Source organism: Hornefia porci, from assembly GCF_001940235.1.
Lineage (GTDB): Bacteria > Bacillota > Clostridia > Peptostreptococcales > Anaerovoracaceae > Aminicella > Aminicella porci.
In genome coordinates this window covers 1657462-1670143 of sequence record NZ_MJIE01000001.1, presented here as the reverse complement: position 1 = coordinate 1670143, position 12682 = coordinate 1657462, and the positions used below count along the sequence as shown (strand labels likewise).

At 52.8% G+C, this 12682-nt stretch carries 12 protein-coding genes; 11 read left to right on the top strand and 1 reads right to left on the bottom strand.

What is annotated here, in order from left to right; all coding sequences use genetic code 11:
* Positions 1-162: 162 nt before the first annotated feature.
* A complete protein-coding gene (locus BHK98_RS07885) occupies positions 163-1302 on the top strand; it encodes an acyl-CoA dehydrogenase (protein WP_075713138.1) in 1140 nt (379 codons plus the stop codon).
* 125 nt (positions 1303-1427) lie between these two features.
* Here the strand turns inward: BHK98_RS07885 and BHK98_RS07880 are convergent, their stop codons facing one another.
* Positions 1428-2639 (bottom strand): IS110 family RNA-guided transposase, encoded by a 1212-nt coding sequence (locus BHK98_RS07880; protein WP_075713136.1) that lies wholly within the window; start codon positions 2637-2639, stop codon positions 1428-1430.
* Between the two features lie 293 nt (positions 2640-2932).
* Between BHK98_RS07880 and etfB the strand changes: the two genes are divergently transcribed.
* The 10 genes from etfB to BHK98_RS07830 are packed head-to-tail and all read left to right on the top strand — an operon-like array spanning position 2933 to position 12675.
* On the top strand, positions 2933-3721 hold the full coding sequence (etfB, locus tag BHK98_RS07875) for an electron transfer flavoprotein subunit beta (RefSeq protein ID WP_075715081.1): 789 nt from the start codon (positions 2933-2935) through the stop codon (positions 3719-3721).
* Positions 3722-3735: 14 nt separating this feature from the next.
* On the top strand, positions 3736-4815 hold the full coding sequence (locus tag BHK98_RS07870; protein WP_075713134.1) for an electron transfer flavoprotein subunit alpha/FixB family protein: 1080 nt from the start codon (positions 3736-3738) through the stop codon (positions 4813-4815).
* 31 nt (positions 4816-4846) lie between these two features.
* Entirely contained in the window at positions 4847-6046 is a 1200-nt protein-coding gene (locus BHK98_RS07865) for a thiolase family protein (protein WP_075713132.1), read from the top strand.
* A gap of 33 nt (positions 6047-6079) precedes the next feature.
* Positions 6080-6940: a 3-hydroxyacyl-CoA dehydrogenase family protein gene (locus BHK98_RS07860; protein ID WP_075713130.1), complete on the top strand. Its 861-nt coding sequence runs from the start codon at positions 6080-6082 to the stop codon at positions 6938-6940.
* Positions 6937-7707 carry an enoyl-CoA hydratase/isomerase family protein gene (locus BHK98_RS07855; protein WP_075713128.1) on the top strand — a complete coding sequence of 257 codons (771 nt, stop codon included), beginning with the start codon at positions 6937-6939 and terminating at the stop codon, positions 7705-7707. The genes BHK98_RS07860 and BHK98_RS07855 overlap by 4 nt, the downstream gene beginning before the upstream one ends.
* Positions 7708-7723: 16 nt before the next feature.
* On the top strand, positions 7724-8959 hold the full coding sequence (locus BHK98_RS07850) for a 2-hydroxyacyl-CoA dehydratase subunit D (RefSeq protein WP_075713126.1): 1236 nt from the start codon (positions 7724-7726) through the stop codon (positions 8957-8959).
* Entirely contained in the window at positions 8959-10092 is a 1134-nt protein-coding gene (locus BHK98_RS07845; RefSeq protein ID WP_075713124.1) for a 2-hydroxyacyl-CoA dehydratase subunit D, read from the top strand. The genes BHK98_RS07850 and BHK98_RS07845 overlap by 1 nt, the downstream gene beginning before the upstream one ends.
* Before the next feature lie 14 nt (positions 10093-10106).
* Complete coding sequence (locus BHK98_RS07840) at positions 10107-10892, top strand: acyl-CoA dehydratase activase (RefSeq protein ID WP_075713122.1); 786 nt, start codon at positions 10107-10109, stop codon at positions 10890-10892.
* Complete coding sequence (fabZ, locus tag BHK98_RS07835; RefSeq protein ID WP_075713120.1) at positions 10889-11326, top strand: 3-hydroxyacyl-ACP dehydratase FabZ; 438 nt, start codon at positions 10889-10891, stop codon at positions 11324-11326. Before BHK98_RS07840 ends, fabZ begins: the two co-directional genes overlap by 4 nt.
* Before the next feature lie 29 nt (positions 11327-11355).
* On the top strand, positions 11356-12675 hold the full coding sequence (locus tag BHK98_RS07830) for an acetyl-CoA hydrolase/transferase family protein (protein WP_075713118.1): 1320 nt from the start codon (positions 11356-11358) through the stop codon (positions 12673-12675).
* The last annotated feature ends 7 nt before the right edge of the window (positions 12676-12682 follow it).

Sequence of the window (12682 nt, the reverse complement as noted above, 5' to 3'; positions counted from 1 at the left end):
GACAGGAGGTCGTTTCTTTTTTGTTGATTTTTCAAAGGGTTTGAGGGATGAACAGCGTTTTCGCAGACTTTGGCAGCGGTTGGCACATATCATGCAAATAAGCATAGTAGAACGATATTAACATCTTTGGCGGCCGGAGGGCCGTATCAAACGGAGGAGAAAATGGAATTCAGTTATTCAAGAGAACAGCAGATGGTGAAAAAAATGCTGAAAGAGTTTGCTGAAAATGAAATCGAACCCATTTCGGCGGAAATCGATGAAAAGGCAGAATATCCGTATGAAACCGTCGCTAAACTTGGCGAACTCGGCGTCATGGGAATGCCGTTCCCGCAGGAATATGGCGGAGCGGGCACCGATTATCTGACATATATCATGGCCATTGAAGAAATTTCAAAGGTCGATGCGTCTCACGGTGTCATCGTGCAGACACATAATGCGCTCTGTTGCTGGCCGATTTTCACTTACGGAACAGAAGAACAGAAAAGAAAATATCTGCCGGACCTGCTTTCCGGGAAGAAACTGGGAGCTTTCGGTCTGACGGAGCCGAATGCGGGAACAGACGCCGCCGGAACACAGACGAAGGCGACCGATGCAGGCGATCACTGGGTGCTGAACGGCTCCAAGATTTTTATTTCCGGCGGCGGAATCGCAGACGTCTATGTTATTTTTGCGATGACAGACAAGAGCAAAGGAACGCACGGAATCAGTGCGTTTATTGTCGAGAAGGGAACGCCGGGCTTCACTTCGCCGAAGCATGAGAACAAGATGGGTATCCGGGGCAGCATTGCTGCAGAACTGGTATTTGAGGACTGCTGCATCCCGAAAGAAAACCTGCTGGGACAGACCGGCAAGGGATTCAAAATAGCCATGTCCGCACTGGACGTCGGCCGTCTTGGCATTGCCGCACAGGCCCTGGGAATTGCACAGGGAGCTTTTGACAAAACCGTAGAGTACATGAAGCAGAGAAAACAGTTTGGAAAGACGCTGGATAAGTTCCAGGCACTCGCCTTTGAGATGGCGGAGATGCGGACGAAAATTGACGGATCACGCTATCTCCTTTATGATGCCTGCAACCGCAGAGACCGCGGACTGCCTTCAACTGTCGCGGCGGCGGAGGCTAAGCTGGCGTGCTCCACAACGGCGATGTATGTAACGGAGAAGGCCGTGCAGTTCCACGGCGGATACGGATACATCAAGGATTATCCGGTGGAGAGAATGATGAGAGACGCCAAAATTACAGAGATATACGAAGGCACGTCAGAGGTCATGAAGATGGTCATGGGCGGCGAGATTTTCAAATAAACAGCCTGCAAATAAAAAGTCAAGGCGAAAGTGAAGAACATTGAAAATTTTATACAGGTTGAAAATTAGGTATCAAAACAAGACCACCACCATACTCGTGCTGGTCTGAAAGGGTGTTTATGAAGCTATTCTGAATCCGGAAGAGATAAAAGATATTCTTTCACTCGTCCATAGTAGATTCGTAGAAACTTGTTGGCACCTGCTGTCATGTAGACATAGTAGGGTTTACCCTGAGCTCGTTTCTTATCCAGGAACTGATATACCGGATCATCTTGCGGCATATTCTTGATAAGAGCATCCATTATTTGAAACAGGGTTCTTCGTAGAGCTGCAGATCCACGCTTTGAGGCAGGAACGCTCTTTTGTGCATAGGACCCTGATTCATTTACGCCGGGATCTACGCCGGCAAATGCAGTGATAGCTCCCTTGTGAGTGAAACGTGTGACATCACCGATTTCAGCCATGAGTTGTGGACCGAGCGCTGGCCCAACACCTTTCATATCCATGACGACAGGGTATTCCGGGAGCTTAGATGCAGTATCATTCATGAGCGTGCGAAGTTTCTCGACGGTTGCAGAGGCGTTGTTGAGCTGTTCAATCGCCTGCCTGATGATAAGTTTTGTTATTTCATCCTTTGGAAGTACAGGAAAAAGCTCCTTTGCTTTTCCGTAGATTTCTTCAGCTTTTGCCTGACTGAAGTTATACTTCTTTCTTTTGCACCACTTCTGATAGTGGTCAATAAAGGCATTAAGAGACATCTTGCGAACACAGTCAGCATGCCAGTAAGTGGATGCAAAATCAACCCATTTCTGGCTGCCGTCACTACGCGCGGGGCTGTCAAAGTAAGTGTTAACGCCAGGATAGGTTTGATCAAGGATGCCGATGAGATTATTCTTCATAGCCGTCCTGTGCTTCATGTAGAAGCCAAACTGACGGTTCATGATTTTAAGCTGATTGCGTAATTCATCCATAACACTATACTGTTTCAGATTTTGCCACTTGTCAAGCGCATAGCGCGCAATCTTAACGGCATCCGCCTTATCGGATTTTACTTTACGCAGGGAGTCGTTATCAAAATCCTTGATCAGTTTGGGATTGACGGCGCTGACGAAGAGGTTGGCCTTGGAGAGCTGATGTGCAAGGACTTCGTAATAACGTCCTGTATGCTCCATTACAATCCGAGATTCACCTTCAATAGAATTGATCAGATCAATAAGTGAGTTGATATCACTGGTTGTGTGTTTGATTTCAAAAGGTGTAGAGACAATTTCACCAAATGGTCTCATGATTGCAACCATGCTTTTACCTTTAGAAACATCGATACCTACTGCGTTCATAATTTTGTCACTCCTTAAGATTATTGCAATGGATAAGTACCAGTTTTACTCATTGCCTATTCAATCTACTGTGGTGTGACACGAATTCACCTATGGCGATTCAACCTGCATAAAACGAACGCTGCGAATGAGGAACTGGTTATCAGTCTGTTTAACGGACGCGAAGTCCAAGAGAGGTAGACGATATACCGATTGCTCCATCATTATACAGCTTAAGCAACAAGATGGATAATTCCTTACTGGCTGTAAGGACTATTAACCATAAATATATTGTAGTAGGGAGGATCATGAAAATGAAGATAATCGTTTGCGTAAAACAGGTTCCGAATACCAATCAGATCAAAATCAATCCGGAAACCGGAACGCTGATTCGCGAGGGCGTTCCGGCAATCCTGAATCCGGACGACGCCAATGCGCTTGAGGAGGCACTGAAGGTTAAAGACGCCAATCCGGGGACGACAGTGACCGTTATCACCATGGGACCGCCTCAGGCGAAGGAAATGCTTCAGGAATGCGTGGCAATGGGAGCCGATGAAGGAATCCTCCTCTCGGACCGTGCGCTGGGAGGATCCGACACATGGGCTACGTCGAATGCTGTAGCCGCAGGAATCCGCAAGGTCGGCGACTTTGATATCATCTTTGCCGGAAGACAGGCGATCGACGGAGATACGGCTCAGGTGGGACCGCAGATTGCGGAAAAACTGGGGATTCCGCAGGTGACATACGCGACCGAATTCGATATTGACGGAGACAGCGTTGTCGTCAAGAGAGCACTGGAAGACGGATATGAGAGACTGAAGGTCAAGATGCCCTGCGTCATCACCGCCATCAAGGAACTGAACACGCCGAGATACATGTCTATCCGCGGCATTCTGAAGGGCGCGAAGCAGGAGATCAAAGTCTGGAGCGCTGATGATATCGGTGTTGACAGAAGTGTTGTCGGACTGAAGGCCTCTCCGACCAATGTGTTTAAATCCTTCACGCCGAAGCCGAAGGGCGCAGGCCTCACAGTAGAAGGCGATACGGCGAAGGAAAAGGCGGCGAATCTGATGGCGGATATGAAAGCCAGACATATCATTTAGGAGGACAGGAAGAGATGAAAGATTTTTCGGATTACAAAAATATATGGGTCTTTGCGGAGCAGAGACAGGGAAAACTTGTCAATGTGGCGCTGGAGCTGATCGGGGAAGGAAAGAAGCTGGCTGCCGAAATCAGCGATGAAACCAGAATATGCGCGGTGCTGATCGGAAACGGAGTCGATCCGCTGGTTGAGGAGCTGTACGAATACGGTGCGGACACCGTCTATGTTCTGCAGGATCCTCTTCTGGAGCAGTACACCACTGACGCTTATGCGAAGGTCATGACCGATGCGATAAACCGGTATAAGCCGGAAATCGTGCTCTACGGCGCGACGCACATCGGAAGAGATCTGGCGCCGAGAGTAGCGGCGAGACTGAATACGGGACTTACCGCCGACTGCACCAGACTGGACATCAATACGGCGAATTATATGGATTATCTGGAGGAGAAAACAACGGCTTCTCTGGCCGGTCTGGACAGAAACGATCCGAGCAAGGGCCTGAAACAGACCCGTCCTGCCTTCGGAGGCAATCTGATGGCAACCATCATTACACCGAACACCAGACCGCAGATGGCGACGGTGAGACCCGGTGTCATGGATAAAAGAGAGCGGGAAGAGGGTGCCAGAGGCGAACGCATCGATGTGAATGTGGAGATCAGCAAGGAAGATATTCATGTTGAAGTTCTGGAGGTCGTGAAGGCAGCGAAGGAGATGGTTTCCCTGACGGACGCCAGCATTATCTGCTCTGGCGGCCGCGGACTGGGCGACGCTTCCGGATTCGATCTGATCCGCGCTTTCGCCGATAAAGTCGGCGGAGTGGTGGGAGCTTCCCGTGCGGCAGTCGATGCGGGATGGATCGAGCAGAGCCATCAGGTGGGACAGACCGGAACGACGGTGAAGCCGCACATATACTTTGCCTGCGGGATTTCCGGCGCAATCCAGCATCTTGCGGGAATGCAGACCTCCGATATCATCGTTGCGATCAACAAAGATCCGGAATGCCCGATGATGCAGCTGGCGGATTACGCGATTGAGGGCGACCTGAAAAAGGTGATCCCGGAGATCATGGAGCTCTGGGACGTGGAAGCAGTATAGAAAAGCGCAAGATTACAGAGAGGTGAAACAAATGAAAGAAGTAGTGATCGTAGACGGTGCGCGCACCGCATTCGGCAGACGCGGAGGAATATTCCGCGTGTACACGCCGTCGGATCTGGCCGGAAAGACCATCCGCGGGCTTTGTGAGAAAACGGGGATTCTGGACAAAGGAAAGGTCGACGCTGTGTTCGCCGGATGCGCCTGGGGCGACGTGGACTGCAACAACTTTGCCCGGTATTCGACGCTGAAGGCGGGCCTTCCCTACGAGACGTCCTCTACCTTCATCGAAATGCAGTGTGGTTCTTCCATCGCCTGCATCAACAACGCGGCGCTGCAGCTTCAGGCCGGCGTCATCGATGTCGCCATCGCCGGCGGTGCGGAAACGCACAGCAGGACCGCGTTCAAATTCTCCACGTGCGTGACGCCGTTCAGGGAGCAGCCTCCCGCTGCGGCCAGAATGCGTCTGGCGCCGGTGGAGGAGGATGATATCTCCATGATTGAGATAGCCGACCGGATGGCGAAGAAGTGGGGCGTGACGAGAGAAGAGTGCGACCGGTTTGCCTATGACAGCCAGATGCGGGCGAAGGCCGCCATCGAGAAGGGATATTTCAAAGATGAAATTCTTCCCATTGAAGTGAAATACAGCAGAAAGAGTGATCCGGTCATCGTCGATACGGACGAGCATCCGCGGCCGAATACGACGCTGGAGGGACTCGCAGGAATGCGGCCGGTCATGGAGGGCGGCGTGACAACTGCAGGTAACGCTTCCGGTCTCAACGACGGAGCTGCTTTTGTCCTGATGATGACAAAGGAAAAGGCGGAGGAACTGGGTTACCGTCCTCTGGCAAGATGGGTCGGCGGAAAGGACGTCGGCGTGGACCCGAAGGAGATGGGAATCGGCCCCGCTTTCTCCAACATGAGCCTGCTGAACCGTTTCGGGCTGAAGGTATCGGACATGGAGGTCATCGAATGCAATGAAGCCTTCGCGGCACAGAACCTGAGTGTGATCCGTCAGATGGAGGCCATGAGCGGAGAGACAATCGACCGCAGCAGATGGAATCCGCTGGGCGGAGCCATTGCGTTCGGTCATCCGAACGGGGCGTCCGGCGGAAGACTCTGCCTGTTCACCATGAAGGAGCTGATCCGGCGCAAGGGAAGATACGGACTGTTCTCCGCCTGCTGCGGCGGCGGTCTGGGCGTGTCCACGCTGATTGAAAACATTTACGAATAGTATTTTGTTCTGTCTGAAACGGAGGCGAAAGGAATGATAAAAAAAGTAGGAGTTGTCGGCGCCGGCATGATGGGCGCCGAGATCGCACTGTGCTTCGCGAGAGAGGGATATCCGACGATGCTGAATGATATCAGCCTGGAGATTGCGGAGAACGGAAAGAAAAAGCAGGAGAAGATCCTGGACAAGAGCATCAGCAAAGGGAAGATTACGGAGGAGGACAAAGCGAAAACGCTGGAGAATGTCCATCCCACCGGAGATATAAAGGACCTGGCGGACTGCGACCTGGTCATTGAGGCTGTGCTGGAGGTCTGGGATGTGAAGAAGAGCGTCCATGAAAATCTGGATAAGTACTGTAAAGCAGAGACGATTATTGCGACGAACACCTCCTCAATTTCCATCAGCAAGCTGGCGTCCTGCGTCGGTGCGGAGAGAAAGGGACAGTTTATCGGAACCCACTTCAATTCGCCGGCAAGTGTGATGAAACTGGTTGAGGTGATCCCCGGCCTGCTGACAGACGACGCTACGGCAGAAGAAATCACTGAACTTCTGGATAAAATAGGTAAGGTTCCCGTCCGCGTCAAAGACGTGGTGGGATTCGGGCTGAACCGGATCTTCCACTGCATGTACGCGGAAGCCTGCCGACTGGTTGAAGAAGGCGTCTGCTCGGCAGAGGATGTGGATAAAATCTGCAAATACGGTCTGGGTCATCCTATGGGAATTTTCGCACTGCTGGATATTACCGGGCATGATCTGAACCTTGAAGTAGATGAAATTCTGTTTGAGGCATACGGCGACCGTTTCCGCCCGAGTCCGCAGATCCAGAGACTGGTGGACTCCGGCCGGCTGGGCAGAAAGACCGGTGCAGGATTTTATGACTACGGGGAGAAGAAATGATGACACAGGCAAGTCTGACGATTGGAGAAGGCGTCGCCCTGATCAGCGTGGAGCGGCCAGAGGCGCTGAACGCGCTGAACAGAGATATTGTGGATCAGATCGATGTGCTGATCGACCGGGTGGCGGAGGATGAATCCGTCCGCTGCCTGATCCTGCACAGTGACAGAAATTTCGCAGCGGGAGCAGATATCAAGGCGATGGCGTCCTGCGACGAGGAAGGGGCGAAGGCGTTCTGCTTTTCACCGACATATAACAAGCTGACAAGATTAAGTGTACCTGTCATTGCCGCAATCGAGGGCTATGCCCTCGGCGGCGGCATGGAACTGGCACTGACTGCAGATATCAGAATCGCAGGAGAGAGTGCGAAGATGGGATTCCCGGAAGTCACTCTGGGAATCTTCCCGGGAGCGGGAGGAACCATCCGTGCACCCAAACTGATCGGAGAAGCTCTGGCCAAAGAACTGATTTTTACTGGAGATCCGATTGATGCTGACCGTGCACTTTCCATCGGTCTGGTCAACAAAGTAGTTGACGACGATCAGGTGCTGGAGACCGCGATGAAAATGGCGAAACGCATCGCCCGTCGCGGTCCTGTGGCAGTCCGCATGGCGAAGGACGTGATCAACAGGGGTCTTCTGGACAACAATGTCGAGAAGGGCACAGAGCTGGAAGCGGAACAGTGGGCGAAGCTGTTCAATACAGAGGATCAGAAAGAAGGAATGAAGGCATTCATGGAAAAGAGAAAGCCTGAGTTCAGAAATCGATAATTTCAGGAGGTAGAAAATGGCAGAGGAAGTAAAGAGAACTTCCAAGCAGCTGCTGAAGGACATCCAGGACGGAACCTACGCACGGGCGCAGGAAGCGAAAGCTAACGGCGAGCCGGTGGTATGGGCAACTTCCATCTGTCCGGATGAGCTGCTGAACGCAATGGATCTCGCGACGGTGTATCCGGAGAATCAGGCCGGAGTCATCGGCGCCCGGAAAGAAGCAATGAAATTCATCGAGCAGGCGGAGGGCGTCGGATACGGACCGGACACCTGCTCCTACGCAAGAGTCAATATGGGCTACGTGGATCTTCAGCAGTCAGACTCCCAGGAAATTCCTCTTCCTGACCTGATTTTCTCCAGTACCAACATTTGTTATACTGTGCAGAAATGGTACGAGAATCTGGCCAAGAAGCTGAATATTCCTCTTATCCTGTTTGATATGCCGTTCAATCACGAGTATGAGGTGACCGACAGCGCGACTGCGTATATCCGCGGACAGCTTGAGAACGCGATTAAACAGCTGGAGGAATTCACCGGACGGAAGATGGATTACGATAAACTCGCTCATGCGATGGAGATCAACAACGAAACCTGCGAGTGGTGGAAGAAGGCCACAGACACCGGTATGTACACACCGTCACCGCTGGACGGCTTCAAGATGTTCAACTATATGGCGCTGATGGTGGCGAACCGCAGCTTTGAGGACAGTCGCGACTGTTTCCGCCTCTGGTATGAGGAACTGGAGCAGAGACACGCCGAGGGACAGGGTCCGTGGAGCAGCGCCGAGGAGCAGTACCGGATCATCTGGGACGGAATCGCCTGCTGGCCGCATCTCTCCACAACCTACAAACTGCTGAAGAAGTACGGCATCAACATGGTGACATCCACCTATCCTCAGAGCTGGTACAAGGTTTATGAAACCAATGACCTGGACGGTATGGCCAGGAGTTACACCGGCAACTACGCTAACCGCAACCTTGATTTCGGTGAAGACAGCATGGAAGAGCGAATCCGGAACTTCAACGTGGACGGCGTTCTGTTCCATACAAATCGCAGCTGCAAGCTGATGGATTTCCGGACCTACGAGGTTCAGAGACGGATCATGAAATCCACGGGATGTCCTTCGGTCGTCTTCGACGGCGATCAGACAGATCCGAGAGTCTTCTCCGACGGACAGTACGAGACGAGAGTCCAGGCGCTGATGGAGATGATGGACAAATACAAAGAACAGAAGAGAAAGGGGGATCTGTAATGAGTTATCTTGATACGATCGAGGAACTATGTCAGGCGGGGCTGCATCCTGCGAGAACCTGCGCGGAAACAAAGAAGACGACCGGCAAGGCACTCATCGGATGTGTCCCCTATCACACGCCGGACGAGGTGATCTATGCCGGCGGTTGTGTTCCCGTCGGACTCTGGGGAGGAAACCCGGAGTTCAAGCAGGCGGACCGCTATCTGCAGAGTTTCTGCTGCGGCCTTCTGCGGGCGGTCGTGGAGTATTCCATGGACGGCACCTACGGAATTCTGTCAGGGATTGTTGTTCCCACCTTCTGTGATTCCATGAAATGTACGCTGGAGAATCTGAAGCTTTCTGCGCCGGAAGGGACGCCGGTTCTGGGGATGTCCTACGGGCAGCAGAGAAAGCTGAAGGCCGGACGGGAATACACCATAAGAGAGTACAAGAGAATCCGGCACGAGATTGAGAAGATCTCCGGCTCGGCTATTACAGATGAAAAGGTAGAGGCAGCGTTCGCACTCTACGAGGATTACCGCGCGACGATGCGCGCCTTCGAGGAAGCGGCGGCAGAGCACCCGGAGATTATAACAGCGAAGAAACGCATGATGATCATCAAGGCGGGCCTGTTTATGGACAAAGCCGAGTACACGCCGAAGGTAAAGGAAATCGTCGAGGGTCTTAAACAGGAAGGACCTTCCGACTTCGACGGACGGAGGGTGATCGTGACCGGCATTATGGCGGAACCGGCGGAAATTCTGGACATCTTTGAGGAAAACGGCATTGCCATCGTTGCGGACGAGATGTCCCTCGGCTCCAGACTCTGGAGAACTCCGGGCAGAGAGGACGTGCAGGACGTTTACGAGAGAATGGCGTACCGTTTCGCTGATACAGAGGCGGACTGCTTCATGTATGAGCCGGAAAAACTCAGAGGGCAGTATATGCTCGCGCTGAAGGAAAGATACAATGCGGATGCAGTCGTTGTGATGATGATGAAATTCTGCGACCCCGAGCAGTACGATTACCCGATCTACAAAGCAGAGCTGGAGAAAGCGGGCGTTCCGATGCTGTACATGGAGGTGGATCAGCAGACGACAGGATTCGAGCAGTTGCGGACGCGGATTCAGAGCTTCCGTGAGATGCTGATGTAACAAAGGAGAATAACGTGTATTTAGGAATTGACATCGGCTCATCCTCTTCCAAGGTCGCGATTCTCAGCGAGAAGAAGGAACTGGCGGCGATCTCGATTATCAATCTCGGCACGGGGACGGACGCCCCGGCGAAGGCGATGGAGGAAGCCTTTACCCGGGCGGGAATCACCCGCGATGACATCGATTACACGGTCGCCACAGGCTACGGAAGAATCACATTTGAGGCTGCGGACCGGCAGATCACGGAGATCACATGCCATGCCAAGGGAGTCGCCTGGCTTTCAGAGGGTGCGCGCACCATCGTCGATATCGGGGGGCAGGACGCCAAGGTGATCCGCCTGAACTCCAGAGGGCAGGTGGAGAACTTCGTGATGAACGAGAAGTGCGCCGCCGGGACAGGCCGGTTTCTGGAGGTGATGGCAAGGGTTCTGGGATGCCGGTTGGACGAGCTTTCCGACCTTGCGGATCAGTCGACAAAGGAGGTCGCCATCAGCAGCGTGTGTACCGTATTCGCGGAAAGTGAAGTGATCTCCAGGCTGGCGGTGGGAGAAAAAATCGCTGACGTGGCGCGCGGGGCTCACGTTTCCATCGCCCGGCGTGTCGCGGGACTGTGCAGCCGTGTGGGCTGCGAGCCGGAGGTGGTCATGACAGGCGGAGTCGCCCTGAACGCTAACGTAGTGGACGCACTGTCGCGGGAACTGGGATGCCTGGTGGAGGTTGTGCCTCACTGTCAGGCGGCGGGTGCGATCGGAGCCGCGATTTTCGCCTGGGAGGCAGGAACAAAGGAGAAAGGAAAATGAGTATAAGCATGGATCGTGAGGAGATAAAGACAGTCATTCCTCACAGAGATCCGATGCTCCTTGTCGATGAGGTCGTCGATATGGAGCCGGAGAAAAAAATCACGACAAAGTTCTTTGTGGATCCGGAGCGCGAGATCTTCGAGGGGCATTTCCCCGGCGACCCGGTGCTCCCGGGAGTCTATACCGTGGAGATTATGGCGCAGGCCTCAGACATTCTTATTTTGTCGGCGGAGCGGTATGCGGGGAAGGTCCCGCTGTTCATCGGAATCAACAACGTGAAATTCAAGAGTCCGATACGGCCGGGAGACACCCTGGAAATCCACTCGGAAATGACTTATGAAAAGAAGGAGAAGGCTGTCGTGACCTGCTCGGCGGAGGTGTATGACAACGGCGTGCTGGCGTGCACCGGGGACGTGACCCTGGCGATGAGATAACTGACCATTCAGTAGGAGGTAAAGAAGAAATGGGCTGGAAAGAAACTTATAAAGAGAGATGTGTATCGGCGGAGGAAGCGCTCAGCCATATCCGGGACGGGGAAATGCTGGTCCCGGCGCACAATTCTGCGGAACCGAAATACCTGTTCAACAAGCTTTGTGAGATGAAGGATCACTGGAAGCAGCTGGGAATTCTCCAGGGACTGAACATCGGCGACGCGCCGTATGCGCAGGACGACATGTATCCGACCTTCATTGACTGGTCCTTTTTCCCGGGAGCGAAGAACAGAAAATACGTCAACTCGGGACGGGGACAGATGATTCCGATGCATTTTTACGCGCAGCCTAAGGCAATGCGGGAGGGAAACTGCCCGGTAGACGTCGGATTCCTGCAGGTAACTCCGCCGGATGAGGACGGGTATGTCTGGATGGGTACATCCTGTGACCAGGTTCGGGTAATTCTGGACAAGGCGAGAATCAACATCGCGCAGGTCAACAGCAATCTGCCTCACGTTATGGGAGAAACGAGGATTCCGGTCGAAGATATCGATTACTATGTTGAGTACGACGAGCCGATTTATGAGATGGCGAAAATCCCGTCCGGCGATCCGGTGGCGGAGAAGATCGGAGAGAACATCGCGGGACTCATCGAGGACGGCGCCTGCCTGCAGATGGGGCAGGGCAAGATTCCCAATGCGATTCTTCCTTACCTGGAGGACAAAAAAGATCTGGGAATTCACACCGAAGTATTCTCTGACAATCTGCTTCCGCTGATTGAAAAAGGCGTGATCACCTGTGCCAGAAAGAATATTGACACAGGCAAAATCGTTGCAACGTTCGTTCAGGGAAGCCCGGATTTCTACAAGTATGTGGACTATAATCCGTTTGTGAAACTGATGCCGGTGGAATATACCAACTCGGTGCACACTATCGCACAGATCGACAATATGGTCGCAATCAATTCCGCGATTGAAGTGGATGCTATGGGACAGGTTGTCGCTGATTCCATCGGACCCAAGATGTTCTCCGGCGTCGGCGGACAGCAGGACTTTATCCGCGGCGCAGAGGAATCCAACGGAGGTAAGGCGATTATCGCTCTGCCTTCCACCACAAAGAATGATACGATTTCCCGGATCGTCGGAGTTCTGAAACCGGGAACGCCGGTCACGACCACCCGGAACGACGTGCACTATGTTGTCACAGAATACGGCGTTGCGGACCTGTTCGGAAAATCACTGGATCAGAGATGCAAGATGCTGGCAGAAATCGCTCATCCGAAATTCAGAGAACAGATCGAAAAGGATTTCTATGAGTACAGAAAAGCTGCCGGACAGATCTATTTCTGGTAAGGAAAGG

Coding starts and splice junctions, on each gene's coding strand:
- BHK98_RS07870 (WP_075713134.1), top strand. CDS start 3,736: ATGAAAGATTTTTCGGATTACAAAAATATATGGGTCTTTGCGGAGCAG.
- BHK98_RS07855 (WP_075713128.1), top strand. CDS start 6,937: ATGATGACACAGGCAAGTCTGACGATTGGAGAAGGCGTCGCCCTGATC.
- fabZ (WP_075713120.1), top strand. CDS start 10,889: ATGAGTATAAGCATGGATCGTGAGGAGATAAAGACAGTCATTCCTCAC.
- BHK98_RS07865 (WP_075713132.1), top strand. CDS start 4,847: ATGAAAGAAGTAGTGATCGTAGACGGTGCGCGCACCGCATTCGGCAGA.
- BHK98_RS07885 (WP_075713138.1), top strand. CDS start 163: ATGGAATTCAGTTATTCAAGAGAACAGCAGATGGTGAAAAAAATGCTG.
- BHK98_RS07860 (WP_075713130.1), top strand. CDS start 6,080: ATGATAAAAAAAGTAGGAGTTGTCGGCGCCGGCATGATGGGCGCCGAG.
- BHK98_RS07845 (WP_075713124.1), top strand. CDS start 8,959: ATGAGTTATCTTGATACGATCGAGGAACTATGTCAGGCGGGGCTGCAT.
- BHK98_RS07830 (WP_075713118.1), top strand. CDS start 11,356: ATGGGCTGGAAAGAAACTTATAAAGAGAGATGTGTATCGGCGGAGGAA.
- etfB (WP_075715081.1), top strand. CDS start 2,933: ATGAAGATAATCGTTTGCGTAAAACAGGTTCCGAATACCAATCAGATC.
- BHK98_RS07850 (WP_075713126.1), top strand. CDS start 7,724: ATGGCAGAGGAAGTAAAGAGAACTTCCAAGCAGCTGCTGAAGGACATC.
- BHK98_RS07880 (WP_075713136.1), bottom strand. CDS start 2,639: ATGAACGCAGTAGGTATCGATGTTTCTAAAGGTAAAAGCATGGTTGCA.